Source organism: Pseudescherichia sp., from assembly GCF_031979925.1.
In the GTDB taxonomy this organism is placed as follows: Bacteria; Pseudomonadota; Gammaproteobacteria; order Enterobacterales; family Enterobacteriaceae; genus Pseudescherichia.
In genome coordinates, this window is record NZ_DALZFB010000022.1 from 1 (window position 1) to 16,458 (window position 16,458).

At 55.3% G+C, this 16,458-nt stretch carries 11 protein-coding genes and 1 rRNA gene; 4 read left to right on the forward strand and 8 right to left on the reverse strand.

From position 1 onward, the window contains the following. Nucleotides 1-92: 92 nt before the first annotated feature. Nucleotides 93-208: ribosomal RNA gene (gene rrf / locus RTM13_RS19745) — 5S ribosomal RNA — on the forward strand. A gap of 192 nt (nt 209-400) precedes the next feature. Here rrf and RTM13_RS19750 read toward each other — a convergent pair. The 6 genes from RTM13_RS19750 to RTM13_RS19775 all read right to left on the reverse strand — a co-directional run bounded on the left by RTM13_RS19750 (nt 401) and on the right by RTM13_RS19775 (nt 5,985). Then, the gene (locus tag RTM13_RS19750) at nt 401-1,159 is read right to left on the reverse strand and encodes an amino acid ABC transporter ATP-binding protein (RefSeq protein WP_103821412.1); all 759 of its coding nucleotides are present in this window, start codon (nt 1,157-1,159) and stop codon (nt 401-403) included. 7 nt (nt 1,160-1,166) lie between these two features. Then, the gene (locus tag RTM13_RS19755; protein WP_312214413.1) at nt 1,167-2,270 is read right to left on the reverse strand and encodes an amino acid ABC transporter permease; all 1,104 of its coding nucleotides are present in this window, start codon (nt 2,268-2,270) and stop codon (nt 1,167-1,169) included. Nucleotides 2,271-2,279: 9 nt separating this feature from the next. Then, nucleotides 2,280-3,461 carry an amino acid ABC transporter permease gene (locus RTM13_RS19760; protein WP_312214415.1) on the reverse strand — a complete coding sequence of 394 codons (1,182 nt, stop codon included), beginning with the start codon at nt 3,459-3,461 and terminating at the stop codon, nt 2,280-2,282. A gap of 85 nt (nt 3,462-3,546) precedes the next feature. After that, the gene (locus tag RTM13_RS19765; protein WP_312214416.1) at nt 3,547-4,572 is read right to left on the reverse strand and encodes an amino acid ABC transporter substrate-binding protein; all 1,026 of its coding nucleotides are present in this window, start codon (nt 4,570-4,572) and stop codon (nt 3,547-3,549) included. Nucleotides 4,573-4,957: 385 nt separating this feature from the next. Then, entirely contained in the window at nt 4,958-5,179 is a 222-nt protein-coding gene (locus RTM13_RS19770) for a hypothetical protein (RefSeq protein WP_144817421.1), read from the reverse strand. Between the two features lie 161 nt (nt 5,180-5,340). Continuing rightward, nucleotides 5,341-5,985: a TetR family transcriptional regulator gene (locus tag RTM13_RS19775; RefSeq protein ID WP_312214418.1), complete on the reverse strand. Its 645-nt coding sequence runs from the start codon at nt 5,983-5,985 to the stop codon at nt 5,341-5,343. A 239-nt stretch (nt 5,986-6,224) separates the two neighbouring features. Here RTM13_RS19775 and RTM13_RS19780 point away from each other — a divergent pair, with 239 nt between their 5' ends. The 3 genes from RTM13_RS19780 to RTM13_RS19790 all read left to right on the forward strand — a co-directional run bounded on the left by RTM13_RS19780 (nt 6,225) and on the right by RTM13_RS19790 (nt 13,808). Continuing rightward, complete coding sequence (locus RTM13_RS19780) at nt 6,225-9,347, forward strand: efflux RND transporter permease subunit (RefSeq protein ID WP_312214420.1); 3,123 nt, start codon at nt 6,225-6,227, stop codon at nt 9,345-9,347. A gap of 130 nt (nt 9,348-9,477) precedes the next feature. Continuing rightward, nucleotides 9,478-10,638 (forward strand): efflux RND transporter periplasmic adaptor subunit, encoded by a 1,161-nt coding sequence (locus RTM13_RS19785; RefSeq protein WP_312214422.1) that lies wholly within the window; start codon nt 9,478-9,480, stop codon nt 10,636-10,638. A gap of 26 nt (nt 10,639-10,664) precedes the next feature. After that, on the forward strand, nt 10,665-13,808 hold the full coding sequence (locus RTM13_RS19790) for an efflux RND transporter permease subunit (RefSeq protein WP_312214423.1): 3,144 nt from the start codon (nt 10,665-10,667) through the stop codon (nt 13,806-13,808). A 33-nt stretch (nt 13,809-13,841) separates the two neighbouring features. On the opposite strand, the gene RTM13_RS19795 is transcribed toward RTM13_RS19790, so the two are convergent. Together RTM13_RS19795 and fis are read right to left on the reverse strand one after the other, a co-directional pair. Further along, a complete protein-coding gene (locus tag RTM13_RS19795; protein ID WP_312214424.1) occupies nt 13,842-15,902 on the reverse strand; it encodes a bifunctional diguanylate cyclase/phosphodiesterase in 2,061 nt (686 codons plus the stop codon). Nucleotides 15,903-16,139: 237 nt separating this feature from the next. After that, nucleotides 16,140-16,436: a DNA-binding transcriptional regulator Fis gene (gene fis / locus RTM13_RS19800; protein WP_000462905.1), complete on the reverse strand. Its 297-nt coding sequence runs from the start codon at nt 16,434-16,436 to the stop codon at nt 16,140-16,142. Nucleotides 16,437-16,458 lie beyond the last annotated feature (22 nt).

Here is a 16,458-nt window from a genome sequence, read left to right on the forward strand (position 1 = left end):
CGCACCCTTGGTAAGGGTGAGGTCCCCAGTTCGACTCTGGGTATCAGCACCACTTTTTAGTGGTTAAAGTTCGGCACATAGTAAAGAATTTGCCTGGCGGCACTAGCGCGGTGGTCCCACCTGACCCCATGCCGAACTCAGAAGTGAAACGCCGTAGCGCCGATGGTAGTGTGGGGTCTCCCCATGCGAGAGTAGGGAACTGCCAGGCATCAAATAAAACAAAAGGCCCAGTCGAAAGACTGGGCCTTTTGTTTTACGTGTTGTTTATCGGTAAGCGCTCTTTGAGTAGGGACAAATCCGCCGGGAGCGGATTTGCACGTTGCGCAGCAACGGCCCGGAGGGCGGCGGGCATGACGCCCGCCGTAACTGCCAGGCATTACAAATGCCCGGCAATACAATCTTAATGGATAACCTGTGAGAGAAACGCGCGTGTACGTTCTGATTTTGGATGGGCAAAGAACTCTTCCGGTGGGGCCTGTTCAACAATCTCCCCACGATCCATAAAGATCACGCGGTCGGCAACCGTACGGGCAAAGCCCATCTCGTGCGTCACACACAGCATTGTCATCCCCGATTCTGCCAGACCAATCATAGTATCCAGCACCTCCTTCACCATCTCCGGATCCAGTGCAGAGGTAGGCTCATCAAACAGCATGATTTTAGGTTTCATGCAGAGCGAACGGGCAATGGCCACGCGCTGCTGTTGACCACCAGAGATCTGGCCGGGGAACTTATGCGCATGCTCGGCAATACGGACGCGCTCAAGGTAGTGCATCGCCAGCGCTTCAGCCTCTTTCTTTGGCATCTTACGCACCCAGATAGGGGCCAGAGTGCAGTTCTGCAATACCGTCAGATGTGGGAAAAGGTTGAAGTGCTGAAATACCATCCCTACCTCCTGACGCACCTTCTCAATATTGCGGATATCTTCATTCAGCTCGATGCCATCAACAACGATACGACCCTGCTGATGCTCTTCCAGATGGTTAATGCAGCGAATCGTTGTCGATTTACCTGACCCGGAGGGGCCGCAAAGAACAATGCGCTCCCCCTGTTTTACATTCAGGTTGATATCTTTCAGCACATGGAACTGTCCGTACCACTTATTCACATTCTCGAGCGTAATCATCGCGTCGGCAGATTGCATAGTCATATTACTCATGGTGTCCTCAGTGCGGTGTACGCCCGGTGTTAAAGCGCTTCTCCAGATGTTGGCTATAGCGCGACATGCTAAAACAGAAAATCCAGTAGACCAGCGCAGCAAAAACGTAGCCTTCCGTCGACATCCCTAGCCACTCGGGATCGACCGTTGCCTGCTGCACGCTGCTAAAGAGATCGAACAAGCCGATGATGATCACCAGGCTCGTGTCCTTGAAGAGGGCAATAATGGTATTGACCAGCCCAGGGATCACCATCTTCAGCGCCTGAGGCAGGATCACCAGGCCCTGGGTTTTCCAGTAACCCAGCGCCAGGGATTCAGCGGCTTCATACTGCCCCTTGGGCAGCGCCTGTAGTCCGCCTCGTACGACCTCGGCCACATAGGCTGACTGGAACAGAATCACCCCGACCAGCGCCCGCACCAGCTTATCGATGCTGGTCCCTTCCGACATAAACAGCGGTAGCATCACCGAGGACATAAACAACACGGTGATTAGCGGCACGCCTCGCCAGAACTCAATAAAAATCACCGACAGAATGCGCACCACCGGCATGGTTGAGCGCCGGCCTAGTGCCAGTAAGATCCCCAGTGGCAGCGCGCCAGCAATCCCGACCGAGGCGATGATCAGGGTCAGCGTCAGACCACCCCACTGTCGCGTCTCTACACGCTCCAGTCCGAGAAAGCCGCCGTACATCAGGCCCCATACAACCAGCGGATAGATCACTGCCCAGCAGGCAATGTAGCGTCCGCGTTTAGGCAGTGCATTCCAGAACATCGGTACGATCGAGAGCAGGCCGATCAACAACGCGGTGTTGATGCGCCAGCGCTCGGCATGAGGGTAGAGACCATACATAAACTGGCCGAAACGCTCATGAATAAAGACCCAGCAGGCGCCCTCTTTGGTGCAGTCCGCACGGGTTGAGCCAAACCAGTTCGCCTGAAACAGCGCCCAGTTCAGCAGGGGAGGAATAAGCTCCCACATCAGCCACAGCGCAACCACGGTTAGCAGACTATTAGACCAGCTGGAGAACAGATTTTTACGCGCCCACTGGAGATAGCGTCCCGTGCCGGAACTGGCCGGGCGCGTGGGGTGAGACAGGAGTGCTTTTGTCATCATGGATCCTTAGCGCTCGACCAGGGCGATACGACGGTTATAGATGTTCATTAGCAGGGAGATCGTCAGGCTAATGATCAGATAGACCGACATCGTGATGGCAATCGTCTCGATCGCCTGTCCGGTCTGGTTCAGAACCGTTCCGGCAAATAGCGATACCATATCGGGATAGCCGATCGCGGCCGCCAGCGACGAGTTCTTTACAATGTTGAGGTACTGGCTGGTCAGCGGTGGAATGATCACGCGCATCGCCTGCGGGATAATCACCTGGCGCAGCGTTACCGGGTTAGGCAAACCCAGCGAGCGCGCGGCCTCGTGTTGCCCAAAGGGCACCGACTGGATACCCGAGCGAATAATTTCAGCAATAAACGCGGAGGTATAGACCGACAGGGCCAGAGTCAGCGCCGCCAGCTCCGGGATCAGCGCCATACCGCCCCGGAAGTTAAAGCCTCGCAGCTCCGGCACATCCCAGTGCAGCGCCGCGCCGAACAGCCACTGGGAGAGCAGCGGCAGCAGGATAATTAACCCAAGCGCGGTTGGCCATGTCCGCCGCAGCTGGCCGGTTTTCATCTGGTGCGCCTTGTTAAAGCGGTACAGCCCTACAGTAACGGCTAGCGCAATAAACACCGCTACAATGAAACCGACGATGCCTTCGCCAAACGCGGGAGCAGGAATATAGAGCCCACGGTTACTGAGAAACGCCAGGTCGAACGCACTTACCGCCTGTCGTGGCCCCGGCAGGTTGCGCAGTACGGCAAAATACCAGAAAAAGATCTGCAGCAGCGGTGGGATATTACGGAAGGTTTCGATGTAGATCGTCGACAGCTTGCGCAGCAGCCAGTTTTCAGACAGGCGCGCAAGCCCGAGGAAGAAACCCAGAAAAGAGGCAAAAACAATACATAGCGCGGAGACTAGCAGCGTATTCAGCAAACCGACCAGGAACACGCGGCCATAGGTATCGCCCTGCTCGTAGTCGATAAGATGTTGAACGATACCGAATCCGGCTCCACGATCGAGAAAGGCAAAGCCGGAGGTAATACCCCGGCTGCTCAGGTTAGTAACGGTGTTGTGTATCAAATAGATCGCGACGCTGACGACGGCCACGATAGCGACAATCTGAAACAGCCAGGCTCGAACCGCGGGGTTTGAAAGGGAGAACGATCCTTTAACGGTTGGGCGGCGTTGGGACATAGGAAAACCTCGGTAACCTTGACTCTGGGCTGGGCACTGCCTGAGCAGTGCCCGTTACAGCACTCTACCTTAGCGTACCGGCAGCTTAGCGCACCGGCGGCGCGTACTGGATACCACCGTTGTTCCAGAGGTTGTTCTGGCCACGTTTGATCTTCAACGGGCTTTCCGATCCCACGTTGCGCTCGAAGATCTCCGCGTAGTTACCGACTTTCTTGATAACGTTGTAAGCCCACTTGTTATCAAGCTTCAGATCCTTGCCATAGTCACCCTCTTTGCCTAACAGGTGCGCCATATCAGGAGTCGCCGGGCTGGCTGCCTTTTCGTCAACGTTTTTAGAGGTGATGCCCATCTCCTCTGCGTTCAGCATTGCGAACAGAGTCCAGCGAACTATGGAGAACCACTCATCGTCACCGCGGCGAACTACCGGGCCAAGCGGCTCTTTAGAGATGACTTCCGGCAGAACGATCCACTCGCCCGGTGTGCCCAGTTTGATACGCAGAGCATAGAGCTGTGACTGGTCAGAGGCCAGGGTGTCACAGCGACCGGACTCCAGCGCTTTGGCAGATTCGTCAGAGCGGTCAAAGGTCACCGGGGTATACTTCATGTTGTTAGATTTAAAGTAGTCCGCCACGTTCAGCTCGGTATCGGTCCCAGCCTGGATGCAGACAGTGGCTCCGTCTAACTCTTTAGCACTCTTCAGACCCGCTTTATTATGGGTCAGGAAGCCGATGCCGTCGTAGTAGGTAACACCGGTGAATGCCATACCCATGCCAGCATCGCGAGAGGAGGTCCAGGTGGTATTCCGCGACAGCACGTCAACTTCCCCGGACTGTAGGGCGGTGAAACGCTCTTTGGCCGTTAGCGGGGTGTACTTCACTTTGGTGTCATCGCCAAAAACCGCAGCGGCGACGCCACGGCAAACGTCCACATCAATACCGGTAAACTTGCCGTTGGCATCCGCATAGGAAAAACCCGGCAGCCCGTCGCTAATACCGCACTGTACAAACCCTTTACTCTTTACGGCATCCAGCGTTGCGCCAGCATGCGCCTGGTTTACAACAGCAAACAGCGCACCGGCGGCAGCCAGGCTGGCGATCGTCATCTTTTTCATAATGCATCCTGTGTGGCGAAATTATTGTTATAAAAAGGCGTTCGGGAGACGCCTGGAACCTGTCTGTGGCGTTGGCCATACTTTTTAAAGCAAAGGTAGTGCCAGGTTTGCGGAAGGCGGAAAAGGGGAGTTCTCCCCGCAATATGCAGAGTGTAGACAGGAAAAAAAGCATTTAGCGCTCCGCAATGGTGCGAAACTCGAACCTGCGCCACAAAACGGAGCAAAATAGTTTCGTTACGGAAGGATTAAAAACAGCAGGATGGAAAAAGAGGAATAGAACGGCGTGGTTTTTGAACCAGAAAGCGTCGCAAATTTAACAGAGGATCAGAACTGCACCGGAGCGGAGCAAAAAAGAAGGCGTGGGGGAACCACGCCTTGAGTCAGATTATTTTGTTAAGGCCACAATACCCAGCGTCAGGCCAGCAATCGCGGCGGCACCGCCGGCAACAGCCCCTGCGGTTTCCCAGTTATCCTGAGTCGTTCCTTTCATGCAGGTATTGGTATGCACCAGTCGGCCCTGATCGTCATAGGTCGGTACGCAAGGGGAGTCATGGGCACAGCCTGCGAGAACGGTAGATAACAGTGCAACGGCAATAAATTTTTTCATGGTCACATTCACCTCATTTATGTGAATAGCGGTATTGTACCACTGGTCACGGCTGGGACTTATGCCTCTATTCTTACAAAGCGTGTCCAATGTAAAAAACATGGAGAGAAACGGCGCATGTCAGCCGATTAAGGAGAAAAGATGGAGTGCAAGCGCGCAATTTATGCGCTCAGCCTGGCCCTGTTCTCATCAGGCGTCATGCGCAGCATCACCAACAGCCCGTCAACCAGCTGGGGTGCCAGCGCGGCAAGATCGAAGCACTTACCTAACATCAGCCAGTTTTTAACAATTCCGCTCAGATACCCCTGAATAATAATCAGCGCTGTCTCTACGCTACCGCTTAAAAAGTGAGGATCCTGCAACCGGCACTTCTCTAACAGTTCGGTAACATTCGCCGGATTAAAAAAGAGCCGCTCGCGTATTTCCGCCTCCGGGGTCATATTTTGTGTAAATTCGCATTTATGGTAAAGAATTTCTATGAGGGCTTGTTCAAAAGGATTTTTAGCAATTAAACGGAGGGCCTCTGTCAGGCTATGGCGAAATAGTCCCTGCGGGTCGTTACTGAAATGTAACTGGGCTTTACGGTCTATTCTCTCTCTCAGCGGCCGTTGCTCCTGCCAGATAGCGTTAAATAATTCCGTTTTATTTGTAAAATGCCAGTAAATAGCCCCTCGCGTCATGTGAGCCGCGCAGGCGATATCATCCAGTGTGGTATTGGAAAAACCCTGCTGCGCGAATGTTAAAATAGCGGTGTCTATTAATCGCTGTCGTGTTTTAGCTGCCTCTTCTTTCGTCTTTTTTGCCATAACCGTCACCGCCATGCAAAGGAGGGATTTACATTTTCTGAATAAAATATACCCGGGATCTCACTATCTATCCTTGCATTTTTCCGTTGTTCATTCAACATAGCGCCACTATTTTCGCTCTGGCTTAATAAATATTCATCCTGTGAATGTTATTAAATTAAGTATTTATTTGGGTGATTAATGCTGACGCCATCTGGTAATAAATCCCGGTTATGAAAAAGAAAAGGTAATAGGTTTATATGGCAAGGTTCTTTATCGATCGTCCGATTTTCGCCTGGGTATTGGCGATTATTTTAATGCTGGCAGGCGCGTTGGCCGTCATAAAGCTGCCTGTTGCGCAGTATCCCACGATTGCACCGCCCGCCATTGCCATTAACGCTACCTATCCCGGCGCGGACGCACAGACTGTACAAGACACCGTGACCCAGGTTATTGAACAGAACATGAACGGCCTCGATAACCTGATGTACATGTCCTCCACCAGCGACTCCTCGGGCGGTGTGACGGTAACCTTAACGTTTAATTCCGGGACCGATCCCGATATCGCCCAGGTTCAGGTACAGAACAAGCTGCAGCTCGCCATGCCGCTGTTGCCGCAAGAGGTACAGCAGCAGGGTATCAACGTTAAAAAATCGAGCAGCAACTTCCTGCTGGTAATGGGCTTTATCTCAGATGATGGCAGCATGTCGCAGGATGACATTGCCGATTACATCTCCTCCAATATCAAAGATCCCGTGAGCCGCACGGAGGGGGTCGGCGACGTTCAGCTGTTTGGTGCACAGTATGCGATGCGCATCTGGCTCGATCCCAGCAAGCTTAACCAGTATCAGCTGACAACCCTCGACGTCGTCAACGAAATCAAAGCGCAGAACAGCCAGATTGCCGCCGGCCAGCTGGGAGGAACGCCCTCGCCAGAGACGCAGCAGCTCAACGCCTCAATCATCGTCCAGACCCGTCTGCGTACGCCGCAGGAGTTTGGCAACATTACGCTTAAGGTGCAGGCGGATGGATCGCGCGTGCTGCTGCGCGATGTCGCCCGCATCGAGCGCGGCGGTGAGAACTACAACGTGGTGGCGCGTTATAACGGGAAACCTTCGGCGGGGCTGGGTATTAAGCTGGCGACGGGTGCCAATGCGCTCTCTACCGCCGATGCGGTAAAGCAGCAGATGGCGCATCTGCAATCCTATTTTCCGCACGGCCTGAAGCTGGTCTACAGCTACGATACGACGCCGTTTATCAATATCTCTATCCGGGAAGTGTTCAAAACGCTATTTGAAGCAATTGTGCTGGTCTTCCTGGTGATGTACCTGTTCCTGCAAAACCTGCGCGCTACGCTCATTCCCACTATCGCCGTGCCGGTGGTGCTGCTGGGAACCTTTGCCGTACTGGCGGCGTTTGGCTACTCCATCAATACGTTAACCATGTTTGGCATGGTGCTGGCTATTGGCCTGCTGGTGGATGATGCCATCGTGGTGGTTGAAAACGTCGAGCGCGTCATGACTGACGAAGGGCTGCCGCCAAAGGAGGCCACGCAGAAGTCGATGAGTCAGATTCAGGGCGCGCTGGTGGGGATCGCGATGGTGCTCTCTGCCGTATTTATTCCCATGGCCTTTTTTGGCGGCTCGACGGGGGTCATCTATCGGCAGTTCTCCATCACCATCGTCTCAGCGATGGCACTCTCGGTGCTGGTGGCTCTGATCCTGACGCCCGCCCTGTGCGCAACGCTGCTTAAGCCGGTACAGCACGATAAAACCCACCGCCTCTTTAGCCGTTTCAATCACCTGTTTGAGCAGAGTACCCGGCACTACACCGGCAGCGTACAGAAGCTGCTCCACTGTACGGGGCGGTACATCATTGTCTATGTCGTTATCGTTATCGGAATGGCCGTGCTCTTCCTGCGGCTGCCAACCTCGTTTTTACCCGAAGAGGATCAGGGCGTATTTCTGACGATGGTTACGCTGCCCGCCGGGGCGACGCAGGCGCGAACGGAACAGATCATGCGGGAGGTCACGGATTACTACCTGACGAAAGAGAAGGCCAATGTCGACTCCGTCTTTACCGTAACCGGTTTTGGCTTGAACGGGAAAGGACAGAACAACGGTCTGGCCTTTGTCCGCCTGATGCCGTGGGCGCAGCGTGAGGCCAAAGAGGATCGCGTTGGCGCGATTGTAGGTCGGGCTACCAAAGCCTTTAGCCGCATCAAAGATGGAATGGTTTTCGCCTTCAACCTGCCGGCCATTACCGAGCTGGGTACCGCTACAGGGTTCGACTTTGAGCTGATCGATCAGGCGGGGCTGGGCCATACGGCGCTGACCGCCGCGCGTAATCAGCTGCTTATACAGGCGGCGCAGCATCCGGACATGCTGGTCAGGACGCGGCCCAACGGCCTTGAGGATATGCCCCAGTTCAAGCTCAATGTCGATCAGGAGAAAGCTCAGGCGCTGGGCGTCTCGTTGAGCGATATCAACAGCACAATTGCCACCGCGCTGGGCAGCACCTACGTTAACGACTTTATTGATAACGGACGGGTAAAAAAGGTCTATGCCCAGGCCGATGCGCCTTACCGCATGATGCCGGATGATATTAACACCTGGTATGTGCGCAACCAGACCGGCGGCATGGTACCGTTCTCCAGCTTCGCCAGCGCCCGCTGGATCCAGGGTTCACCTCGACTGGAGCGTTATAACGGTCTGCCCTCCATGGAGATCCTCGGCGAGGCCGCGGCGGGCAAAAGCAGCGGCGAAGCGATGAAGCTTATGGAGACGCTGGCGTCACAGCTTCCCGCTGGCGTCGGTTTTGACTGGACCGGAATGTCTTATCAGGAGCGTCTCTCCGGCAACCAGGCTCCGGCACTGTATGCTATTTCGCTGGTGGTCGTTTTCCTCTGCCTTGCTGCCCTGTATGAGAGCTGGTCGATTCCCTTCTCGGTTATGCTGGTGGTGCCGCTGGGCGTCGTGGGGGCGTTACTGGCGGCCAGCCTGCGTGGCTTGAGCAACGATGTCTATTTCCAGGTGGGCCTGCTCACCACCATTGGGCTATCGGCAAAGAATGCCATTCTGATTGTCGAATTTGCCAAAGATCTGATGGATAAAGAGCACAAAAGCCTTATCGAAGCCACGCTTGAAGCGGTCAGAATGCGCCTGCGTCCTATCCTGATGACCTCCCTGGCCTTTATTTTAGGCGTAATGCCGCTGGTATTAAGCACCGGCGCAGGCAGCGGCGCGCAAAATGCGGTTGGTACGGGCGTAATGGGGGGAATGATTGCGGCGACGCTACTGGCGATATTCTTTGTCCCAGTATTTTATGTCGTGGTCTGTCGGCGCTTAACAAAATCGACCCATGTTGTTGCCCAGCGGCAATAACGAATTCTCTTTCCGGTGAGCCATTAATTATTCATCGGGCTAATTAAATAATTTCATTTATTGATGTGAATTATTTTTTATCGTGGATTTTTGCGGTTAACGCCGTGCGTTGTGTTTTTGAGGAACTGCAATGAATAAATTTGGTGAATGTTTCCGTCTGTCGTCATTAATTTTAATTTCGGCGGGTTTACTCAGTGGCTGTAATGATAATGGTGATGGCGTAAAAAAAGCAGCCGCGCCGGAAGTCAGCGTTTATCAGGTAAAAGCCGCACCGCTGGCAGTGACCACTGAACTCCCCGGCAGAACCGAAGCGTTTCGTATTGCCGAGGTGCGGCCCCAGGTCAGCGGTATTATTTTACGGCGTAATTTTGTCGAGGGGGCGGATATTACCGCAGGCCAGTCGCTCTATCAGATCGATCCTGCGACCTATCAGGCGGACTATGCCAGCGCTCAGGGCGATCTGGCGAAGGCGCAGGCGGCAGCGAAGATTGCCCACCTCACCGTTAAGCGCTATCAGCCCCTCGTCGGTACGCAGTACATCAGCCAGCAGGAGTATGACACGGCCATTGCCGATGCCCAGCAGGCAGATGCCGCAGTGCAGGCCGCGAAGGCTGCCGTTGAAACGGCAAGAATAAACCTTGCCTATACCCAGGTCCGCTCGCCGATTAATGGCCGGATCGGCAAATCAGCGGTGACCGAAGGGGCACTGGTGACCAACGGCCAGAGTACCGCAATGGCGACCGTGCAGCAGCTTGATCCTGTTTACGTCGACGTTACCCAGTCGAGCAATGATTTCATGCGCCTGAAGCAGGCTGTTGAACAGGGCAATCTGCAAAAAAACAGCGGTAAAACGGACGTTGAGCTGTTAACCGAAAACGGCCAGCGCTATCCGCTGAAGGGCACGCTGGAGTTCTCAGACGTCACCGTTGATGAGAGCACCGGTTCCATCACCATCCGAGCGGTTTTCCCTAACCCGGATCACACCCTGCTGCCGGGCATGTTTGTCCGGGCGCGCATCGACGAGGGCGTGCAGCCCGCCGCTATTCTTGTGCCGCAGCAGGGCGTTACCCGCAACGCCCGTGGCGACGCCACCGTGCTGCTGGTAAACGATAAAAACCAGGTTGAATCACGCAACGTCGTCGCGTCACAGGCTATCGGTGACAAGTGGCTCATTACGGACGGCTTGAAAGAGGGTGAAAACGTCATCGTCAGCGGATTGCAGCGGGTTCGTCCTGGGGCAACGGTGACCGTCGCCCCGAACGTTGCAGGCCAAACTGCCGCCGCACGTTAACTGTATAAACCCAATGAGAGCAAAAGATGGCTAAGTTTTTTATCGATCGTCCGATTTTTGCCTGGGTGCTGGCAATTATTTTGATGATTGCCGGGGCGCTGGCAATCCTACAGCTGCCCGTCGCGCAATACCCGACTATTGCGCCACCAGCGGTCGCGATCAGCGCTACCTACCCGGGGGCCGACGCCCAGACGGTGCAAGATACCGTCACGCAGGTTATTGAGCAGAATATGAACGGTATCGATAACCTGATGTACATGTCCTCTACCAGCGACTCGGCAGGAAGCGTAACGGTTACGCTTACCTTCAAATCTGGAACGGATCCAGACATTGCTCAGGTTCAGGTGCAGAATAAGCTACAGCTTGCTATGCCGCTGCTGCCGCAGGAGGTTCAGCAGCAGGGGATCGGCGTCGAGAAGTCCAGCAGCAGCTTTTTGATGGTGGTGGGCTTCACCTCTGAGAACAAGAGCCTGAATCAGGATGATATCTCCGACTACGTGGCCTCTAACATTAAAGATGCCATTAGCCGTACCAACGGCGTCGGCGACGTGCAGCTTTTCGGTGCCCAGTATGCGATGCGTATCTGGCTAAACGCCGATCTGCTTAACAAATACAACCTGACGACGGTCGATGTGGTTAATCAGATCAAGGTACAAAACGATCAGATCGCCGCGGGCCAGCTTGGCGGTACGCCGTCGATGCCCAATCAGCAACTCAATGCTTCAATCATTGCTCAGACCCGGCTGAAGGATCCGGACGAGTTTGGCAATATCACGCTTAAGGTCAACGCCGACGGTTCACAGGTGCGGCTAAAAGACGTTGCCCGCATTGAGCTGGGTGGAGAAAACTATAATACGGTAACCAAAATCAACGGCCAGGATGCTGCGGCGATCGGTATTAAGCTGGCTACCGGCGCGAATGCACTGGATACCGCCAGCGCCATCAAAGCCAAACTCAACGAGCTGGAGCCGTTCTTTCCCCAGGGTATGAAAGTTGTCTACCCCTATGACACGACGCCCTTTGTGAAGATCTCTATTCATGAGGTTGTTAAGACGCTGTTTGAGGCCATTATTCTGGTCTTCCTGGTGATGTACCTGTTCCTGCAGAATATTCGGGCGACGCTCATCCCAACCATCGCCGTGCCGGTAGTATTACTGGGGACCTTTGCGATCCTCTCGGCGTTTGGCTACTCCATCAACACGCTAACTATGTTCGGTATGGTGCTGGCGATAGGTCTACTGGTGGACGATGCTATCGTGGTGGTTGAGAACGTCGAGCGTGTGATGGCGGAGGACCATCTGCCACCGAAAGAGGCGACGGAGAAGTCAATGTCGCAGATCCAGGGGGCGCTGGTAGGGATCGCGATGGTGCTCTCGGCGGTATTTATTCCGATGGCCTTCTTTGGCGGCTCTACCGGTGAGATCTATCGTCAGTTCTCCATTACCATCGTCTCGGCGATGGCGCTCTCGGTACTGGTGGCGCTTATTCTTACGCCAGCCCTCTGTGCAACGCTGTTAAAGCCGTTCGACCCTGATACGCACGGGGAGAAAAAGGGTTTCTTTGCCTGGTTTAACCGCCTGTTTGAACGTAGTACGCACCACTACACGGCAAGCGTTGCCGGGATCATCAACGGCACCGGACGTTATCTGCTGGTCTACGTGCTGATTGTCGCCGGAATGGCGGTGTTGTTTTTACGTCTGCCCACCTCTTTTCTGCCTGATGAAGATCAGGGCGTCTTTATGACTATGGTGCAGCTGCCCGCCGGGGCGACCCAGGCGCGGACGCAGAAGGTGCTGGATAAGGTCACCGACTACTACCTCAACAGTGAGAAGGCCAACGTTGACTCTGTCCTGACCGTCAACGGCTACAGCTTCAGCGGCCAGGGGCAGAACTCCGGGATGGCCTTTATCAGCCTTAAGCCCTGGGAAGAGCGCCCTGGTAAAGAGAACGGCGTTGGCGGCATCGTAGAGCGTGCGACCAAAGCCTTCAGTAAAATTCGCGACGGCCTGGTCTTTCCGTTTAACCTGCCGGCGATTATCGAGCTGGGCACCGCGACGGGCTTCGATTTTGAGTTGATCGACCAGGCGAACCTCGGGCATGAGGCCCTGACCAGCGCGCGGAATACGCTGCTGGCTGAGGTACAAAAGCATTCGGACCAGGTGGTGCGCGTGCGGCCAAATGGCCTGGAAGATACCCCGCAGTTTAAGCTGGAGGTGGATATCGAAAAGGCTCAGGCGCTGGGGATCAATCTTTCGGATATTAACCAGACCATCTCCACGGCGTTAGGCGGAACCTACGTGAACGACTTTATCGATCATGGGCGGGTGAAAAAAGTCTACGTGCAGGCAGACGCGCAATACCGCATGCTGCCTACGGATGTGAATAATCTCTACGTTCGAAGCAGCAACGGAGAGATGACGCCGTTCTCGGCTTTCACCACCTCGCACTGGGTCTATGGCTCACCGCGTCTGGAGCGCTATAACGGTCTGCCCTCAATGGAGATTCTCGGTGAGGCCGCGCCGGGCAAAAGTACCGGTGATGCGATGCAGCTTATGGAGAAGCTGGCCTCCGGGCTGCCATCCGGTATCGGCTATGACTGGACCGGGATGTCTTATCAGGAGCGTCTCTCCGGCAATCAGGCCCCGGCGCTATACGCCATTTCACTGATCGTGGTCTTCCTCTGTCTGGCGGCGCTGTATGAGAGCTGGTCGATTCCTTTCTCGGTCATGCTGGTGGTGCCGCTGGGCGTTATTGGCGCGCTGCTGGCAGCCTTAACGCGGGGGATGAATAACGACGTCTACTTCCAGGTTGGCCTGCTCACCACCATTGGGCTTTCTGCCAAGAACGCCATTCTGATCGTCGAGTTTGCTAAGGATCTCATGGATAAAGAGGGGAAAGGGTTAATAGAGGCAACGCTTGAGGCGGTGCGAATGCGGCTGCGCCCAATTCTGATGACCTCGCTGGCCTTTATCCTCGGCGTCATGCCGCTGGTGATCAGTTCTGGTGCGGGCAGCGGCGCGCAAAATGCGGTGGGAACCGGGGTGCTGGGGGGCATGCTCTCCGCGACGCTGCTGGCGATCTTCTTCGTTCCGGTGTTCTTTGTGGTGGTACGGCAGTTCTTTACCAAAAAAGCTAAGGTATCTCGCGCAATCGTCTCGGAAGAGTTGTAGGCCGGGTAAGCGTAGCGCCACCCGGCGTGACGCTTACTTCGTCTCGGTTCCCAGCTGCGTAGCCTCCTGGGCCGAGATGGGCTTGCCCAGCAGGTAGCCCTGCAGCGTATTGCAGCCCAGCTCGGTCAGAAACTCCTGCTGGGCCTGCGTCTCGACGCCTTCCGCCACGACCTTAAGGTTCAACGTCTTGGCCAGCGCCACGATGGCGGAAACGATAGTGGCGTCGTCACCGTCACGGCTCAGCTCCTTAACAAACGCCCGGTCAATCTTCAGCTCGCAGGCCGGCAGGCGTTTAAGATAGAGCAGGCTGGAGTAGCCGGTACCAAAATCGTCAATTGAGGCTTTAACGCCGGCGTCGGTCAGCTCCGTCAGCACACGCACGCTCTCATCCGGGTTGGTCATGGCGGTGGTTTCCGTCACTTCGAGGATTAGACTCCGGGGCGGAACCTTGTGCCGCGCCAGGCAATCCATCACGTGATCTACCAGCCCCGGCTGTTCAAACTGCAGGGTTGAGAGGTTAACGGCCACCGTCCAGTGCATATGCCCCTGCTGCTGCCACTCGCGCAGTTGGCGGCAGGCTTCATCAATCACCCAGTTACCAATAGGAATAATCAAACCGGTTTTTTCCGCCAGCGGCAGGAACCGATCCGGCGTCAGCAGGCCGTGCACGCCGTGCTGCCAGCGCAGCAGGGCTTCAAAGCCAACGATCGGCCCTGCGGGAGCCTGGAACTTGGGCTGGTAAAAGAGGCGCAGCTCGTTACGCTCCAGCGCCAGCCAGAGGTCGCTCATCAGCAGGAGCTGGGTCTGCGCCAGCGTATTCATCGACGGCTGGAAGAAGTGGTAGCCGTTACGCCCCATATGCTTGGTGTGGTACATCGCTGCATCGGCGTTAAACATCAGCTCGCGTTCGTTCTTGCCATCGTGAGGGTAGAGGGCGATACCGACGCTTAAGGTCACGACCAGATCGTAGCGCTCAAGGGTAAAAGGTTGGTCGATGGTGCGTACCAGGGCATCCGCCAGCGTGGCCGCCTCATCCGGGGCGCTAACCTCCGCCAGCAGGACAAACTCGTCGCCGCCGATCCGCGCCAGCGTATATTGACCCTTCAGCGGCTGGAGCAGACGTTCGGTCACGGCGACCAGCAGCCGATCGCCAACGTCATGACCGTAGGCGTCATTGACGGTTTTGAACCCATCAAGATCCATAAACATCAGAGCAAAAAAGGAGCCTTCACGACGGGCCTTATTGATTGCCTGGTCGAGGCGATCCTCCAGCAGCACGCGGTTAGGCAGGCGGGTGAGAGGATCGTGCAGCGCCAGCTGGGCCAGCTCGCGGTTAGCTTCCGCCAGCGACGACGCCAGCAGCGACGTGCGCGCTTGCAGACGGGCGTCCAGCATCGAGACCAGCAAAGTAATGCCGAGGATAGAGAGTGCGACCACGCTCACCAGCAGCGCCAGCCAGTTACCGTCTACGCCGTGATGCATGACCGAGTGCTGCATCGGAAACTGGGCTGCCATCATGCCGGTATAGTGCATACCCGCAATTGCGATGCCCATCAGGATAGCTGCGCCCGCACGCATTTGCGCCACCAGCGCCGCTTCGTGCCGCAGGCGGAAGGTGAGCCACAGCGCGGCCAGCGACGCCCCAAGGGCGATGAGCAGGGAGAGCGCAACCCAGCGCATATCCCACTCAATTGGCGGTGAGACCTCTAACGCCGCCATGCCGGTATAGTGCATACCGGCAATGCCGCAACCCATTATCAGCGAGCCTGGCAGCAGGCGCCGCAGGCGCAGCTGAGGCGAGCTGACCAGCCAGAGGGCAAACAGGGAGGAGCCTACTGCAATCAGCATCGACACGCCGGTAAGCAGCGGATCGTAGCTCATGCCCATGGTCAACTCCATCGCCAGCATTCCAATAAAATGCATGGCCCAGATACCGATACCCAGCGCAAGACCGCCGCCCGTCAGCCAGAACCAGCCGGCTTTACCGGGGTTGGTCGAGACCCGGCCGGCCATATTCAGCGCGGTATAGGCTGCCATGATGGCAACGATAAAAGAGATAACAACGAGGATCTGGTCGTATTGGCTAACCTGCATGATGCCACCAACTCATTCACAATTAAGGTTATTGATCGCTACAATTTTATGCGCACGGGCATAAAGGGCGTGACATTAGCACCCAATGCAGAGCGGTGGAAGGGATTTAAGCCCCTGTTTTTGGGGGGGAAAACACGTTAATTTGTACGATTAAACAAAACGGGTAGGCCGGTAATAAAAAAGGCGCTTCCCCATGCCGGTTAGCGCCTTTTTAAACAAACACTTAACTGATTAGGATCAGTTCATGCCGTATTTTTTCAGTTTCTTACGCAGGGTACCACGGTTGATACCCATCATCAGGGCAGCGCGGGTCTGGTTACCGCGGGTGTATTGCATCACCATGTCCAACAGGGGCTGTTCAACTTCAGCCAGTACCAGCTCATACAGGTCATTCACATCCTGACCGTTCAGTTGAGCAAAATAGTTCTTCAGTGCCTGTTTCACGGAATCACGCAGGGGTTTTTGAGTTACCTGGTCCTGAGAGTTAACGGTAGAAACGGTCAGTACGTCAGAATTTACGCGTTGTTCGAACATAGTTCTGTCAGCTCTTTATTTC